General features: G+C 63.1%; 16 protein-coding genes, 4 pseudogenes and 1 riboswitch. Of the genes and pseudogenes, 15 read left to right on the plus strand and 5 right to left on the minus strand.

What is annotated here, in order from left to right:
- The 9 genes and pseudogenes from urtB to OKW26_RS40255 form a co-directional block, all read left to right on the plus strand.
- Complete coding sequence (gene urtB / locus OKW26_RS40215) at positions 1–918, plus strand: urea ABC transporter permease subunit UrtB (protein WP_090804070.1); 918 nt, start codon at positions 1–3, stop codon at positions 916–918.
- Positions 919–971: 53 nt separating this feature from the next.
- Positions 972–2,138, plus strand: a complete 1,167-nt coding sequence (gene urtC / locus OKW26_RS40220; protein ID WP_184039859.1) for an urea ABC transporter permease subunit UrtC — start codon at positions 972–974, stop codon at positions 2,136–2,138.
- 3 nt (positions 2,139–2,141) lie between these two features.
- Positions 2,142–2,885: an urea ABC transporter ATP-binding protein UrtD gene (urtD, locus tag OKW26_RS40225; protein ID WP_090804072.1), complete on the plus strand. Its 744-nt coding sequence runs from the start codon at positions 2,142–2,144 to the stop codon at positions 2,883–2,885.
- 20 nt (positions 2,886–2,905) lie between these two features.
- Positions 2,906–3,595 (plus strand): urea ABC transporter ATP-binding subunit UrtE, encoded by a 690-nt coding sequence (urtE, locus tag OKW26_RS40230; RefSeq protein WP_429357014.1) that lies wholly within the window; start codon positions 2,906–2,908, stop codon positions 3,593–3,595.
- Between the two features lie 52 nt (positions 3,596–3,647).
- The gene (gene fmdA / locus OKW26_RS40235; RefSeq protein ID WP_429357015.1) at positions 3,648–4,886 is read left to right on the plus strand and encodes a formamidase; all 1,239 of its coding nucleotides are present in this window, start codon (positions 3,648–3,650) and stop codon (positions 4,884–4,886) included.
- A gap of 25 nt (positions 4,887–4,911) precedes the next feature.
- Positions 4,912–5,247 (plus strand): FmdB family zinc ribbon protein, encoded by a 336-nt coding sequence (locus OKW26_RS40240; RefSeq protein WP_184062016.1) that lies wholly within the window; start codon positions 4,912–4,914, stop codon positions 5,245–5,247.
- 72 nt (positions 5,248–5,319) lie between these two features.
- Complete coding sequence (locus OKW26_RS40245; protein WP_429357016.1) at positions 5,320–6,345, plus strand: aliphatic amidase; 1,026 nt, start codon at positions 5,320–5,322, stop codon at positions 6,343–6,345.
- 52 nt (positions 6,346–6,397) lie between these two features.
- Positions 6,398–6,536 (plus strand): annotated as a pseudogene (locus OKW26_RS40250) (IS6 family transposase); the annotation flags it as partial.
- Positions 6,537–6,580: 44 nt separating this feature from the next.
- Positions 6,581–6,728: pseudogene (locus OKW26_RS40255) on the plus strand (IS6 family transposase); the annotation flags it as partial.
- A 21-nt stretch (positions 6,729–6,749) separates the two neighbouring features.
- Here the strand turns inward: OKW26_RS40255 and OKW26_RS40260 are convergent.
- Complete coding sequence (locus tag OKW26_RS40260) at positions 6,750–7,160, minus strand: hypothetical protein (RefSeq protein WP_429357190.1); 411 nt, start codon at positions 7,158–7,160, stop codon at positions 6,750–6,752.
- Here OKW26_RS40260 and OKW26_RS40265 point away from each other — a divergent pair.
- Together OKW26_RS40265 and OKW26_RS40270 are read left to right on the plus strand one after the other, a co-directional pair.
- Positions 7,132–8,388 (plus strand): acyltransferase family protein, encoded by a 1,257-nt coding sequence (locus OKW26_RS40265; protein WP_429357017.1) that lies wholly within the window; start codon positions 7,132–7,134, stop codon positions 8,386–8,388. The two genes, OKW26_RS40260 and OKW26_RS40265, sit on opposite strands and share 29 nt — an antisense overlap.
- A gap of 23 nt (positions 8,389–8,411) precedes the next feature.
- A pseudogene (locus OKW26_RS40270) lies at positions 8,412–8,585 on the plus strand (ubiquinone-dependent pyruvate dehydrogenase); the annotation flags it as partial.
- A gap of 70 nt (positions 8,586–8,655) precedes the next feature.
- Here the strand turns inward: OKW26_RS40270 and crcB are convergent.
- Together crcB and OKW26_RS40280 are read right to left on the minus strand one after the other, a co-directional pair.
- Complete coding sequence (crcB, locus tag OKW26_RS40275; protein ID WP_184030006.1) at positions 8,656–9,036, minus strand: fluoride efflux transporter CrcB; 381 nt, start codon at positions 9,034–9,036, stop codon at positions 8,656–8,658.
- Positions 9,037–9,108: 72 nt separating this feature from the next.
- Positions 9,109–9,170, minus strand: a riboswitch (Fluoride riboswitch).
- 77 nt (positions 9,171–9,247) lie between these two features.
- Positions 9,248–10,435, minus strand: a complete 1,188-nt coding sequence (locus tag OKW26_RS40280; protein WP_429357018.1) for an ammonium transporter — start codon at positions 10,433–10,435, stop codon at positions 9,248–9,250.
- 431 nt (positions 10,436–10,866) lie between these two features.
- Between OKW26_RS40280 and OKW26_RS40285 the strand changes: the two genes are divergently transcribed.
- Entirely contained in the window at positions 10,867–12,624 is a 1,758-nt protein-coding gene (locus OKW26_RS40285) for a sensor histidine kinase (RefSeq protein WP_429357019.1), read from the plus strand.
- Positions 12,625–12,666: 42 nt separating this feature from the next.
- On the opposite strand, the gene OKW26_RS40290 is transcribed toward OKW26_RS40285, so the two are convergent.
- Positions 12,667–12,990, minus strand: a complete 324-nt coding sequence (locus OKW26_RS40290) for a hypothetical protein (protein WP_090804088.1) — start codon at positions 12,988–12,990, stop codon at positions 12,667–12,669.
- Positions 12,991–13,163: 173 nt separating this feature from the next.
- A pseudogene (locus tag OKW26_RS40295) lies at positions 13,164–13,346 on the minus strand (SDR family NAD(P)-dependent oxidoreductase); the annotation flags it as partial.
- A 213-nt stretch (positions 13,347–13,559) separates the two neighbouring features.
- Between OKW26_RS40295 and OKW26_RS40300 the strand changes: the two are divergent.
- The 3 genes from OKW26_RS40300 to OKW26_RS40310 all read left to right on the plus strand — a co-directional run bounded on the left by OKW26_RS40300 (position 13,560) and on the right by OKW26_RS40310 (position 15,398).
- The gene (locus OKW26_RS40300) at positions 13,560–14,024 is read left to right on the plus strand and encodes a hypothetical protein (protein WP_429357020.1); all 465 of its coding nucleotides are present in this window, start codon (positions 13,560–13,562) and stop codon (positions 14,022–14,024) included.
- A gap of 90 nt (positions 14,025–14,114) precedes the next feature.
- Positions 14,115–14,570: an Rrf2 family transcriptional regulator gene (locus OKW26_RS40305; RefSeq protein WP_429357021.1), complete on the plus strand. Its 456-nt coding sequence runs from the start codon at positions 14,115–14,117 to the stop codon at positions 14,568–14,570.
- Between the two features lie 180 nt (positions 14,571–14,750).
- On the plus strand, positions 14,751–15,398 hold the full coding sequence (locus tag OKW26_RS40310; RefSeq protein WP_429357022.1) for an NAD(P)-dependent oxidoreductase: 648 nt from the start codon (positions 14,751–14,753) through the stop codon (positions 15,396–15,398).
- Positions 15,399–15,427 lie beyond the last annotated feature (29 nt).

The raw sequence follows: 15,427 nt of genomic DNA on the forward strand, positions 1-15,427 counted from the left end.
ATGTCCGCCACCGACATTTTCAACATCACGCTGATGCAGGGCTTCGCCGGTCTGAGCCTGTTCAGCGTTCTGCTCCTGATGGGGCTTGGGCTCGCCGTGATCTTCGGCCAGATGGGCGTGATCAACATGGCGCACGGTGAATTCATGACGATCGGCGCTTATACCGTCTACATGTTTTCGTGGTTCTCGCAGAACGTCTGGCACGCGTTCACGCCGGTGTACTTTTTCTTCGCGATCGTCGCGGCGTTCGGCCTCGCGTTCGCGGCGGGCTGGCTCGCCGAATGGGCATTGATCCGCCATCTATACCGCCGTCCGCTCGACACGCTGCTCGCTACCTGGGGTCTGAGTCTCGGCATGCAGCAAGTGTTTCGCTCGACGTTCGGGCCGAAGGAAGTGAGTCCTGCGCTGCCCGACTGGCTGATGGGCTCTTGGGAGCCAGCGCCAGGCCTGGATATTCCAGTCAGCGGCATGTTCGTGATGGGACTCGCGCTGGTCATGACAGGCGGACTGCTGCTCGCGCTCTACCGCTCGCGCTGGGGCCTGCGCGTGCGTGCCACGGTTGCCAACCGGCCCATGGCCAACGCTGCCGGCATCAACACGCGGCGCACTGACCGGATGACCTTCGCGATCGGCTGCGGTATTGCGGGGGTGGCGGGCGCGGCGTTCACGGCGATCGGCTCGACCGGACCCACCAGCGGTTCTCTTTATATCGTCGATTCGTTTCTTGTCGTCACCTTTGGCGGCGCGGCGAGCCTGCTCGGCACCGTGGCCTCGGCGTTCGGCATCGCGCAGATGCAGTCGATCAGCGAGTTTTTCCTGTCGGGTTCGATTGCACGTGTTCTTACGCTGCTGACGGTCGTCGTGATCCTGATGCTGCGTCCGCAGGGACTCTTTGCGTCGAAGGTGCGGCGCGTGTGAGTGCGGGGCGCCGTGCACGGCTCATTCACTGATTAATTCGTATGGAGATGGACATGGAACCCATCCAAGCCGTGGCGGGGAGCGTTTCCCCGCGATCCGGTCCCAGCGCGCCGGGAGGCTGGCGCGCGCTCGCGATGCGGCTCGACGCGTCGGGTTACGTGGGCATCGCGATACTCGCGGTGCTGATCGTTGTCGTGTTTCCGCTTGTGCTGGATACGTTTCGCCTGAACCTGATGGGCAAGTACCTCACTTACGCTTTCGTGGCGATTGGCCTCGTGATCGCGTGGGGCTACGGCGGCGTGCTCAGCCTCGGACAAGGCGTGTTCTTCGGCCTCGGCGGTTACGCGATGGCGATGTTCCTCAAGCTCGAGGCGTCCGACCCGGCCGCCACCCACACGCAGACCACGCCCGGCATTCCCGACTTCATGGACTGGAATCAGCTCACCGCGCTGCCTACGTGGTGGAGGCCGTTTCATTCTCTACCGTTCTCGATCCTCGCCGTGCTCGTGGTGCCTACGGCTCTCGCGTTCGTCGTCGGTTATGCGATGTTCAAGCGACGGGTGGGCGGCGTGTACTTCGCGATCATCACGCAGGCGGTCGCCTTGATTCTTTCGGTGCTGATCATCGGCCAGCAAGGATATACGGGTGGCGTGAACGGGATCACCGATCTGCGCACGCTGCTCGGCTGGGACATCCGCACCGACCACGCGAAGCTGGTTCTTTATTTCGTCAATGCGGTGCTGCTGATCGGCGCGCTGCTCGCCTGTCGCTGGGTCCAGCGCAGCAAGCTCGGGACGCTGCTGCTCGCGATGCGCGACAAGGAGGACCGCGTGCGCTTCTCCGGTTACGACGTCGCGATGTTCAAGGTGTTCGCGTTCTGCCTCGCGGCGCTGCTCGCGGCTGTCGGTGGCGCAATGTTCACGCTGCAGGTGGGTTTCATGTCACCGTCGTTCGTCGGTATCGTGCCGTCGATCGAGATGGTGATCTATGCCGCAGTCGGCGGGCGCATGTCACTGGTGGGCGCGGTGTATGGCGCGATTCTCGTCAACCTCGGCAAAAGCTGGTTCTCGGAGAGCCTGCCTAATCTCTGGCTCTATCTGATGGCGGCGATGTTCATCGGCGTGGTGATGGCCTTTCCGAACGGGCTCGCGGGTCTCTACGAAGAGCATGCCCGGCCGCGTATCCGCCGGTGGCTCGGCGCAGCGAACAAGGAGATCTGACGCATGAGCAACACTGACTTTCTGCTTGCGATCGAAGATCTGAGCGTGTCGTTCGACGGTTTCAAGGCGATCGATTCGTTGAACCTCTATCTCGAGCGCGGCGAATTGCGCGTCGTGATCGGCCCGAACGGTGCGGGCAAAACGACGCTGCTCGATCTGATTTGCGGCAAGACCAGGGAGACCGCCGGCAGCATCAAGTTCCGCAACGAGGAAATCACGAATCTCGCCGAGTTCCGGCGGGTGCGCAAGGGCATCGGCCGCAAGTTCCAGACGCCGTCGATCTACGAAAACCTGAGCGTCGCGCAAAACCTCGAAGTGTCGTTTCCGCGCGGACGCAGCGTGTTCGGCGCGCTCGCCTATCGCGAGGATGCCGAAGTGGCCGACCGGGTGCGTGCGGTAGCCGATGAGATCGGTCTTGCCGCTTCGCTCGATCTCGAAGCCGGGCTGCTGTCGCACGGCCAGAAGCAGTGGCTGGAAATCGGCATGTTACTGATGCAGGACCCCGAACTCCTGATGCTGGACGAACCGATTGCAGGCATGAGCGCGCGCGAACGGGAAGTCACAGCGGAACTGCTCGATCACATTTGCCGCAATCGCTCGATGATCGTGATCGAGCACGACATGGCCTTCGTCGAGCGGATCGCGCACAAGGTCACGGTCATGCATCAAGGCAAGATCCTCGCGGAAGGGCCGATGGCGCAGGTGCAATCCGATCCTCGCGTGATCGATGTCTATCTCGGCCACTGAATTTACACGGAGAACACATCATGCTGGAAGTCGACGATCTCGTGGTCAGCTACGGCCAGAGCGAGGTGCTGCACGGCATCGGATTTTCCGTGGCGAACGGCGAAAGCGTCGCGGTGATGGGCCGCAACGGCATGGGCAAGACGACGCTTTTCAAGGCGCTCATCGGCATGCTGCCCGCCAATCGCGGCACGGTGCGGGTCGGCGGCGCCGACGTGTCCAAAGACGAGAGCTACCGGCGCGTGGCGAAAGGGATCGCCTACGTGCCGCAAGGCCGGCAGATCTTCGCGTCGCTGAGCGTCGAGGAGAACATCCAGACGGGCCTCGAAAACGCGCGCAGCCAGCTCGTGCCCGACGATCTCTACGCGCTCTTTCCCGTGCTGTTCGACATGCGACGGCGCAAGGGCGGCAACCTCTCGGGCGGCCAGCAACAGCAGCTCGCGATTGCGCGCGCGCTCGCGACCGATCCGAAGGTGTTGCTGCTCGACGAGCCGACCGAGGGCATTCAGCCGTCCGTCATCAAGGACATCGCGAAGGCACTCAATCAGATTCGCACGACCCGCAACATCGCCATCGTGGTGTCCGAGCAGGTGTTGAGCTTCGCGCTCGACGTCGCCGACCGGCTCTTCGTGATCGAAGGCGGCCGCTTCGTACATCAAAGCACCCGTGATGCAGGCGACACCGACCGCATCCGCGAATACCTCTCGGTATGAGTGCGGCGCACCGAACCGCATTTACCGACTCTCGAACCATGGAGCGAACGCAATGCCCGAAACTCTCATCAAGGTGGATCTGAACCAGCCGGCCTACGAAAACACGCAGGTGCACAACCGCTGGCACCCGGATATTCCGATGGCTTGCTGGGTCAAGCCCGGCGACGACTTCATCCTCGAAACCTACGACTGGACCGGCGGCTTCATCAAGAACGATGACAGCGCCGACGACGTGCGCGACATCGATCTGTCGATCGTCCATTTTCTGTCCGGCCCGGTCGGCGTGCATGGCGCGGAACCCGGCGATCTGCTGGTCGTGGACCTGCTCGACATCGGTGCGAAGTCCGAGAGCCAGTGGGGCTTCAACGGATTTTTCTCGAAGTCCAATGGTGGCGGTTTTCTCACCGACCATTTTCCCGCCGCGCAGAAGTCGATCTGGGATTTTCACGGCGTCTACACGAACTCGCGCCACATTCCAGGCGTGAATTTCGCGGGTCTGATTCACCCCGGCCTGATCGGATGCCTGCCTGATCCGAAACTGCTAGAAACCTGGAACGCACGCGAAACCGGCCTGATCGCGACCGCGCCGGAGCGCGTGCCGCCGCTGGCGAATCCGCCGTTCGCAGCGACCGCGCATATGGGGCAACTCACGGGCGACGCGCGTGACAAGGCGGCGGCGCAAGGGGCGCGCACCGTGCCGCCGCGGGAGCACGGCGGTAATTGCGACATCAAGGATCTGTCGCGCGGCTCGAAGGTGTTCTTCCCCGTCTACGTGGATGGCGCAGGACTTTCCGTCGGCGATCTGCACTTCAGCCAGGGCGACGGCGAGATCTCGTTTTGCGGCGCGATCGAAATGGCGGGCTGGGTACACATGCGCGTGAATCTGATCAAGGGCGGCACGGCGAAATACGGAATTCGCAATCCGGTATTCCAGCCGAGTCCTATCACGCCGAATTACAACGACTACCTCATTTTCGAAGGCATTTCGGTCGACGAGCAGGGCGCTCAACATTATCTCGACGTGACGGTCGCGTATCGGCAAGCGTGCCTGAACGCGATCGAGTATCTGAAGAAGTTCGGCTATTCGGGCGCGCAGGCGTATTCGTTGCTCGGTTGTGCGCCGGTGCAGGGGCACATCAGCGGCGTGGTCGATATTCCCAATGCGTGCGCGACCTTGTGGCTGCCGACACAGATTTTCGACTTCGACATTCGCCCAAATGCCGATGGGCCCATCCAGCACATCAAGGGCGGTGTGGATTTGCCATGCTCGCCGGATCTGGCGAACGTCTGAGCCAACGCTACCAGGAGAGCCTGTCATGCCGATCTACGACTTCGAATGTGCGAGTTGCGGTCCGTTTTCCGTCATGCGGTGCATGGCGGACCGCGAAAAGCCTTGCCGCTGTCCCGAGTGCGGAGGGGAGAGTGGCCGGGTGATCAGCGCGCCGTCGCTAGCCTTGATGGCGAATACACGGCGCTCCGCGCACGCAACGAACGAGCGCGCGCAGCACGCGCCGCGCCAGTCCGGTGACGGGGCGCCGTTGCGTCATCGGGCGGGATGCAGTTGCTGCTCGGGTGGCAGCGCGAAGCTGGCGGGATCGGCTTCGGACGGACTCAAACGGCCGGCAGGACGACCATGGATGATCAGCCACTAGTGAGCGTGTGCTGAAGCGGAGCGGGCGGCCCGAAGTCCGCCTGCGATCTGAGGGACTTAAGGAGGATATGTCATGCGACATGGCGATATTTCGAGCAGCAACGATTGCGTGGGCGTCGCGGTGGTCAACTACAAGATGCCGCGTCTGCATACGAAGGCGGAGGTGCTCGACAACGCGCGCCGCATCGCCGGCATGGTGGTCGGCATGAAGCAGGGATTGCCTGGCATGGATCTCGTCGTGTTTCCCGAGTATTCGACGCACGGCATCATGTACGACCGGCAGGAGATGTTCGATACGGCGTCGATGGTGCCGGGCGAGGAGACGGAAATATTTGCGGCGGCGTGCCGCCAGGCCAACGTCTGGGGGGTGTTCTCGATCACGGGAGAGCGTCACGAAGAACATCCGCGTAAGGTGCCGTACAACACGCTTGTGCTGATCGACAATCGCGGCGAGATCGTGCAGAAGTATCGCAAGATCATGCCTTGGACGCCGATCGAAGGCTGGTATCCGGGCGATCGTACCTACGTGACGGATGGGCCGAAGGGTTTAAAGATCAGCCTGATCATCTGCGATGACGGCAACTATCCCGAGATCTGGCGCGACTGCGCGATGAACGGCGCGGAATTGATCGTGCGCTGCCAGGGCTACATGTATCCGGCCAAGGAGCAGCAGGTGATGGTGGCTAAGGCAATGGCGTGGATGAATAACACTTACGTCGCCGTGGCGAATGCCACGGGCTGGGACGGCGTGTATTCGTACTTTGGTCACTCGGCGATCGTGGGTTTCGACGGGCGCACGCTCGGCGAGTGCGGCGAGGAGGAGATGGGCGTGCAGTACGCGGAGCTCTCGCTGAGCATGATCCGCGACGCGCGGCGCACGATGCAGTCGCAGAACCATCTATACAAACTTCTGCACCGCGGGTACACGGGCACGATCAATTCGGGCGACGGCGCGAACGGCGTGGCGGCCTGTCCGTTTGGGTTCTATCGCGACTGGATCGAAGACCCCGACGGCACGCGCCGCCGCGTCGAAGCACTCACGCGCCCGACGCCAGGGACGCCGGAGTGTCCGATTGATGGGATTCCGAACGGGGCGTGAGGATTGGTTCGCCGGGCGTTGTCACGTTCGCGCGCTGGTCAGCTAGTCAGTCATCAGCCACGCGGTTCGGAGGTATTTCCGCTTTCAACTCAGCCTTCGCGACATCGAGGAGCTACTGTTCGAGCGCGGCGTGGTTGTCAGCCATGAATCGATCCGGCGGTGGACGGACAAGTTCGGCGCCAGTTTTGCGCATCAGGTCAGGACTGCCCGTCGCAAGCCGGGCAGCACATGGCCCGCGAAAACAGAGATCCCTGAGCTGGCGAATGTGAAGCACGTGTTCGTCAAGGCCTGCGCGCGCGAACAACCGCGCTGAAAACAGCCATCAACCCACGCGTGAACGCGAGCGCCGGATGCGAGGGTTTCGCTTGCCCGAACGCACGCAGTCATCTGCTGAGCGCCTCGCTCTATCGCAAACAGCTCGCCGCGCGATTTGAAGCGTGGCGTCTCTTCACCGGCATTGCCCAAGCTCCGTCCAACGTGTTCTGAGACACGCCTATTGGTGGCGTTTTTTTACATCGCAGCTCTGCGCATTTATTTTTCACTGTTTTCTCATTAACGGGATGGCGGGCGGAGAGACGCGCACGCTGGTTTCCGGCGATCTTCGCACACAGTGGTTTTTTTGCAGCTGCAATTGGTGCGGAAGCGCACATACCGGTTGCCGCGCCTCCATGAATCATGCTCCGCATATCGAGTCGCGTAAATGCTTTCAATTTAAAAATTAAAGAAGATAAAAATGAAAGGAAACGCAATGAAGCGATATTTCCACGTAATAAAAAGGAAAACAAAATGAAGGCGATGCTCCCGGGGCTGGACATCCTGCGGTTCCTGCTGGCCTGCTATCTGGTCGTCTTCCACACGCTCGTCATTTACCCCGAGGCGAGGGCGATGCCAATGGCCGACTTCTTCAAATTCGGCGGCTGCGCGACGAGTATCTTCTTTATTCTGTCAGGATTCATTCTATCGCACGTTTCGGTGGAAAAGAAAACTGGCGAAGCGATGAAGGTTTCGGCATCGAAGTTTTTTATCAACCGTTTTAGCAATATTTATCCCATTCACATCGTTACGTTAGCGCTGAGCATTGCATTAATGGCTGTGAATTCCCATCCCTTCGACACCGAACTGAGCAACCTCGATTCAGCAACGCCGATTGTGCACACCATGAGCGGTGTGGAAGTGGCGGTCAATGCGGTTTTACAGATCCTGTTATTGCAGGCCTGGAATCCCTTTTATCTGTCATTCAACATTCCGTCGTGGTCGTTGTCGACGCTGTTTTTTTTCTATTTATCGTTTCCGGCGCTCGCGCCACGCCTGCTGTCGATGCGCTGGAAGTCCACGATGCTGATGGCGATGTGGGGCGCCAGCCTGTTGCCGGCCGTGATCGTCGTTGCAGGCGGCTGGTATCAGGTGTGGCCGATCGGTGTGTTGCATACCAATCCGCTGGTGCGGCTTCCGGAGTTTCTGGCGGGCATTCTCGCTTACGGGATATTCGAGGCGAACGTCGAAAGCATTACCGGCATGATCGCGAGTTGCCGGTGGATCATATTCGCTGCTACAGGGGCACTTTTCATCGGCGCCACTTTTCTGTTTACGGCGGGAATGCGTTCGTGGGAAGTACTTCTTCACAACGGCGCACTCTTGCCCGCGCAAGTCGCAGTGATTTTTGTTTGCGCGAGCGCACTGCAAAACGCGTCGCCGCGCGTGGCCGCCTGGACGAGACGGCTCGGCAACGCTTCGTTGTCGATCTTCGCGCTGCAATACCCGCTATTTATCGGCTTTCTCAAAGTGCAGAAGCTGCTTGGCATTCCGTATTCGCTGTTGTCATGCGTGCATCGACCGCATGTTTGCCGGGAGGCGGCAAGCCAGGTGCCCGTGCATTTTTCCGCCTATCCGGTCTATCTGGTCCTGGTGCTGGTGGCGTCGGTGCTGTTTCAGGAGCGGGTCGTGTTGCCGCTCAGGACCAGGCTGCGTCGCGTGCTGAAGAGTCGCTGGGACGCAGCGCGGCCCGCGCCGCTGCCAGCGACGTCGGTGCCGAAGACACAGTGAGACGCGCTGCCGGCCAGGTGCAGGCGTTTGCGCATCCCGGTCCCGCACTCGTCGATGTGATCACATCGAAGCATGAGCTTGCCATGCCTCCGAAGGTGGAACGTGCCCATGCGAAGGGATTCAGCCTTTATATGCTGCGTGCGATATTGAACGGACGCGGCGACGAGATCGTCGAGCTGGCTCGCACCGAGCTCAGATGCAAACGGGCGCTAGCCCAATTGCCGACGGCTCGGGCCCGCGTCCGTGATCCTCGTCAACGTGTTCGCCTCAGCGCGCCAGCAACGAAACCGTCGCGATGCCGAGAATCGTCATGATCAGCGAAGTGCTCAGGTGAATCGCCACTTCGCCCGCCGCCCAGCCGAACCGGCCGTCCTGCAGACGCTGCACGACCTCCGCGGAGAACGTCGAGAACGTCGACAGCCCGCCCATCAGACCGGTGATGACGAACAGCCGCCATTCCGGCGTGAGCTGGGGCACTCGCGCGAAGCCCGCGACCGCCACGCCGATGAGGTAGCCGGCGATCACGTTGGCGGCGAGCGTGCCGAGCGGCAGATCGCTAAAGACCGGGTTAAGTCGAATGCCGAGGAACCAGCGAAACAGCGAGCCGAGTGCGCCGCCAATCGCGACAGCGAGAAAAGACCAATACATGGAAGAGGATCGAAACCGGAATGTCGACAGACCGGTTGATGCGGGCGAGTTGATGCCGCGTCCGCATAACCGGGCGTAGCAGGCATCATCAGCCCCAAGGGCGGTTAATGGAGAATGCCATCTCCAGCCGCGAAGTCTAACATCGGCGCGCGCATTTGGGGACAGGCGCGTGATTCGCGCCTCTCCCGTTTCCCGCGAGCGCCGCCTTCGTTCACTCCGGCGTTGCCGAAATCTTGTGAATCGACAGATCGGCGCCGTTGTATTCCTCTTCCTGGTCGAGGCGCAGACCGACCGTCATGCGGATCACGACGTACACGACCGTGCCACCGAGCCCCGACACGACGATTCCGCCGAGCGTGCCGATGACCTGCGAGGCGAACGACACACCACCCAGCCCGCCGAGCGAATGGATGCCGAAGATCCCGGCCGCGATGCCGCCCCATGCGCCGCACAGCCCGTGCAGCGGCCACACGCCGAGCACGTCGTCGATGCGCCAGCGGTTCTGCACGCAGGTGAACATGTAGACGAACAGCACGCCGGCGATACCGCCCGTGACCAGCGCGCCGAGCGGATGCATGATGTCCGAGCCCGCGCACACCGCGACGAGCCCGGCGAGCGGGCCGTTGTACGTGAAGCCCGGGTCGTTGCGGCCCGCGAACCACGCGCTCAGCGTGCCGCCGACCATCGCCATCAGCGAATTGACCGCGACGAGGCCGCTGATCTTGTCGAGCGTCTGCGAGCTCATCACGTTGAAGCCGAACCAGCCGACCGTCAGCACCCATGCGCCGAGCGCGAGAAACGGAATGTTCGACGGCGGATGCGCGGCGATGCCGCCGTCGCGGTGATAGCGACCGTGGCGCGCGCCGAGCAGCAGCACGGCCGGCAGCGCGACCCAGCCGCCGAACGCGTGCACCACCACCGAGCCCGCGAAGTCATGGAACGGCGCGCCGAAAGCCTGCGTGAGCCAGTCCTGGATGCCGAAGCGGCCATTCCACGCGATGCCTTCGAAGAACGGATAGATGAAACCGACCAGCACGAACGTCGCGAACAGCTGCGGATTGAACTTGGAGCGCTCGGCGATGCCACCCGACACGATCGCGGGGATCGCGGCGGCGAACGTCAGCAGGAAGAAAAAGCGCACGAGCGCATAGCCGTTGTGCTGGGCGAGCGTCGCCGCGCTGTCGAAAAACTGCACGCCGTATGCGATCGTGTAGCCGATGAAGAAGTACGCGATCGTCGAGACCGCAAAGTCCACCAGAATTTTGACCAGCGCATTCACCTGATTCTTCTTGCGCACGGTGCCAAGCTCCAGGAAGGCGAATCCCGCGTGCATCGCCAGCACCATGGCGGCGCCGATCAAAAGAAACTCGGTATCGGCGCCGTATTTCAGACTTTCCATCGATATGTCCCGCTTATGCCAAAAAAGTGCGCTATGTCAGCAAGAAGCGGGCCAAAGCTGTGCTGGTCGCGTCGACACGGTGCAATCGGGCACCGGGATGGGCATCCGGTGGGTTTTGAGCCATGCGCCGCCGAGCGCGTCATGCACCTGAACAGAGAGGAATGGCACAAGAAAAGTGCATAAATCGACGCCCTTGCGCAGATTGACCCAGAGGAGGGCGAAATATTCGATGTAAATTACATTTTGATTCGAAATCCTGACGCAGCAAGATGCTGGTCGGGCGCGTCGATGCCCATTTCTGGCGCACTGTGCGCGAACGGCAGAAGCTACCGTCGACTCGTTCGTGCCCCTCTTTCTTTTCCCGCGCAAACGCCGACATAATGTGCCGACTCCGTGCACGATCCGCCGGCCAACCCCTCCCATGGGCACGCATGAGACTGACCACTAAAGGCCTGCTTCTGATCGCGATCCCGGCCGTTTTCGAACTCGCGCTGCTCACCGGTGTCGTGAAGGCCCAGACCGATGCGACGATGGCCGAGCGCTGGACGATGCATAGCGAGGAGGTGTTGCGCCAGAGCACGGAGATTCTCGATCCGGTGCTGGCCGAATCGGTCGCGCTGCGGGGCGCGGTGCTCGCCAACGACGCGCATTTCACCACCCCGATCGCGGTATGGATGGACGTCGACCGGCGCATCGACGAGCTCGCCGAACTCGTCGCGGACGATCCGGCGCAGGTTAAGCGCGTGGCCGAGGTGCGCCAGGCGGTGCAGACGTACCGCCAGTGGTCCGACCGGATCCAGGACATGCTGCACGCCGGGCGGCGCGGCGAGATTCTCGCGCGCTTCCACGATCTCGCCCAGGCCGACGTGCTCGATCATTTCCGTGTGGAGGTGAGCGCGTTCCAGGCCGAGGAGCGCCGTCTCGACAGCTCGCGCTCGAATGCCGTCGCCGCCGTGCGCGAACGGGAACAGACGCTGATCGTCGCGGCCGCGTTGGGCTCGCTGCTGTTCGTCGCGCTCGCCGTCTGGATGTTCACGCGCGGCGTGCGCGGCCGGCTCGCGCTACTGTCCGACAACGCGGGCCGGCTCGCCGGCAACGAGCGGCTCGCGCCGCTCGGCGCCGGTAGCGATGAAATCGCGCGGCTCGATCTGACCTTGCACGAGACGAGCCGCCGACTGCTCGAAGCCGAGCGCATCGAAGCTCGCTTTCACGCGGACCTCGAGCGGCGCGCCGCCGAGCTCGCGCGCAGCAACGAGACGCTGCGCCAGCAGACCCAGGAAAACGAAATGTTCATCTACAGCGTGTCGCACGACCTGCGCGCGCCGCTCGTGAACCTGCAGGGATTTTCCAGGGAGCTGATTCGCGCAAGCGACGAGTTGCGCGACGCGGTGCGCGGTTCGTCGCTCGCGATCAGCACGCGCGAGCGGATCGAGCGCCTCGTCGACGAGGACATCGGCGAGGCGCTGCACTATCTGCAGACCGCGGTGCTGCGCGCGTCGCACATCATCGACGCGCTGCTGCGGCTGTCGCGGGTCGGGCGGGTTGAGTACCGGCGCCAGAATGTCGATGTACGCGACATCGTGCAACGTGTCGTCGATGCGATGCAGGGCTCGATCCGTGCGCGGCGCGCGCGCGTGACGGTCGGCGAACTGCCCGCGGTATGGGGCGATCCGACCGCGCTCGAACAGATCTTCGCAAACCTGATTGGCAACGCGGTCAACTATCTGGACCCGGCGCGCGAGGGCAGCGTCGAAATCGGCACGACGCCTGCGCCGCCGGGCGTGCATTCGCTGCGGATCTTCTACGTGCGCGACAACGGCCTCGGTATCCCGGCGATCGCGCTGCCGCGCCTGTTCACCGCGTTCCAGCGGCTGCACGGCAATGCCGCGGCCGGCGAGGGCATCGGCCTCGCGCTCGTGCGGCGGATGGTTGAGCGACATGGCGGCCGCGTGTGGGCGGAATCGAAGGAGGGGGTAGGCACGACGTTCTATCTGTCGCTGCCAGAGGCGGGTGCTGCGAGCGCGAAACCGGCCGCGGCTGGCGCGGCTGCGCTCGCCGCGGCGGGTCCGGCTCCGGCGGCGCGCGATGCGCGTCAGAGTGTGCCGGGCGCTGCGGGACCAGGCTTGGGTGCAGGCAGCGGGTCGTCCGCACGTTCGGTCCACGCGGTGCGAGGAATCAGCACGCGGTAGGGGGCGCTCGATCGTGCGGCGCGGATGGCGCTCGCCCGCGCGTCAACCGGCGAAAATCCGCCGCGGCTTCAGCAGTCTTCTGCCGCGCACCGACCAGTAGCAACCGCATGCCAGCAGCACGGCGATGCCGGCGAACGTTTCGGCCGGTGTTGGCCGAATGCCGGCAAGACCCTCGACGGCAAACAGGCCGTGCGTGACACCGAGCAGCGCTGCCCACAGTGCACACGCGGCCTGCATCAGCAAACGGGTCCCTTTCATATGCCGAGCGCGGGTGTCGTGCGACCAGGTGGGCAGCCGGCGCGCGCAGAAAAAAACGATCGCCATCAGCATGATGACGAGGGTGACGATCCAGTCGATCAGTTTCATCGAAACAACACTCCCCAAAAGCAGCCGCGAAACTATAGGGAGGTGTTTCGCCTGCAACTGTCGGAAGATTCTGAATTGTGGGGCGCTGTTGAGCGATGTCGAGGCGAGCGCCGCTGCAAGTCGACGCTCGTTGCTGCACGTGGTCTCGGGACTCGGTGCGCGATCCGCGTGCCGACTGTCGCGTGAATGCCCAGCGGTCTCAACTCGGCATGCAACGCTTCCGTGATGCCTTCGACGGCGAACTTCGTCGACGAATACACGCCAAAGCCCGCCGCGGCACGATAGCCGCCAATCGATGAAACATTGATCACGTGGCCCGAGCGGTTCGCGCGCATGGTCGGCAATACAGCGCGCGTCGGCTTCGCAATACTGCCGCGGCAACAGGCGCGCGCCGAAGACGATCGTTGAGGGAAGGATCGCCTTTGAATCGCGCGGACGTCAGCTCCATCAGGTTCGACAGAACCGCGACCAACTCGCCGGGGCGATCCGAAGCGGGCGCGCCGCGCAACGGCGGTATCATGGGCACGTCTTCGCATGTGCGAGCCGCTCGACGCGGCTCCTTCCAGATCATGATTTCATCTCTTTCCTCATCGTTATTGCGCCGCGCGGCGGTCGTGGTCCTCGTGTTCGGCGCGCTGGCCGCGTGCCAGAAGAACGACGCGTCGGCCGGCCAGGTCGCGGGCAAGCTGAACGACGCCGCGCAGCTTGCCGGTCAGAAGCTCGATCAGGCCGCGAGCTACGTCGGCCAACAGGTCGACGCGACCAAGGACGCCGCGCAACAGAACCTCGACTCGGCCTCCGCGCCGTCGCTCAAGATCGACCCGGCCGCGCTCGCGTCGAGCGCGCAGGCCAACCTGCAGAACGCGGCGAGCGCGGCCAACGCGCAGCTCGGCAAGGCCGCGTCGATCACGGGCCAGGGCCTCGAAACGGCGGGGCGCAGGCTGCAGGCGTGGTCGGCGCAGAATGCGGGCGCGTCGGCTTCGTCGACTGCATCGACCGATTCCGCCGACGCGCAGAAGCAGATGGATAAATGACTCGCGCCGTTCGATCCGGTTTCGCCGTTTGACATTAGCGTTATATGTAATTACGATGGTTACACATTGTCGTTTCGGGACGGATCTGCCGTGAACACGAGTAGCCGGTTTGCCTTTGCCGTGCATGTGCTCGCGCTGTTGTCGCTACAGGGCGGCGTGCCGTTGTCGTCGGAGATGATCGCGGGCAGCGTGAACACCAATCCCGCGCTCATTCGCCGGCTTCTGAGCATGCTCTCCGACGCCGGCCTCACCACCTCGCAGATGGGCGCCGGTGGCGGCGCGTTGCTTGCGCGGCGCCCGGAACGGATCACGTTGCTCGAGGTCTATCGCGCGGTGGAAGACGCGCAGTTGTTCGCGTTGCATCGCGAGGAGCCGAATCCAGCGTGCATGGTGGGGCGCAATATCCAGAGCGTGTTGAGCGGGATCATCGACGAAGCGCAGCAGGCAATGGAAGCGACGCTGGCCGCGCGCACGCTCGCCGACGCGACCGCCGACGTGGTCCGCTCGGAGAAGCAGCGCGAGCGCGAGCGCAAGCGCCGTGCTTGAGCGTGTCTTCGCGCACAAGACGCGTCGGCGGTGAACGATAGAAGCGCAGTGTCGTAGGGCGCGGCTCGAACTATTCCGGCACGCGTGCCAAACAAAGGAACGGGGTGAGCGCCCCGCTTTTTTTCTCGTTATATGTAACTATAAAAGTTACATATAAGACAACCTGAGGAGTACGCTGATATGAGCAAGCAACTGAAGATCGCCCTGTTTGGCGCGACTGGCATGATCGGTTCGCGGATTGCCGCGGAAGCCGCGCGTCGCGGGCATCAGGTGACGGCGCTGGTGCGCGATTCGGCGCGCGTGCCGGCCGGCGTCGCGAATCTGCATGCGGCGCAGGCCGATCTGCTCGACGCCGCGAGCGTCGGCGCGGCGGTGCGCGGTCAGGACGTGGTCGCAAGCGCGTATGCGCCGCCGCAGGGCGATCTCGCCACCCTGACGCAAGCGACACGCGCGCTGGTCGAGGGGGTGCGCGCGGCGGGGCTGAAGCGCGTCGTCGTGGTAGGCGGCGCGGGCTCGCTCGAAGTCGCAGCGGGCAAACAACTGGTCGATACCGACGGCTTTCCGGACGCGTACAAGGGTATTGCACTCGCGCACCGCGACGCCTTCGAGTACTACCGCGGCGTGACCGATCTCGACTGGACGTTCTTCGCGCCGGCCGCGCTGATCGCGCCGGGCGAGCGCACCGGCAAGTTCCGCACGGGCGCGAACACGCTGATTGCGGACGCGGACGGCAACAGCCGCATTTCGGCCGAAGACTACGCGATCGCATTCGTCGACGAACTGGAGCAGGGCCGCTTCATCCGCCAGATCGCGACGGTCGCGTACTGACGAGCGGCGGTTCGAATTCGCCGGCCGCG

The sequence above is a fragment of the Paraburkholderia sp. 32 genome (assembly GCF_050435345.1).
Classification (GTDB): domain Bacteria; phylum Pseudomonadota; class Gammaproteobacteria; order Burkholderiales; family Burkholderiaceae; genus Paraburkholderia; species Paraburkholderia tuberum.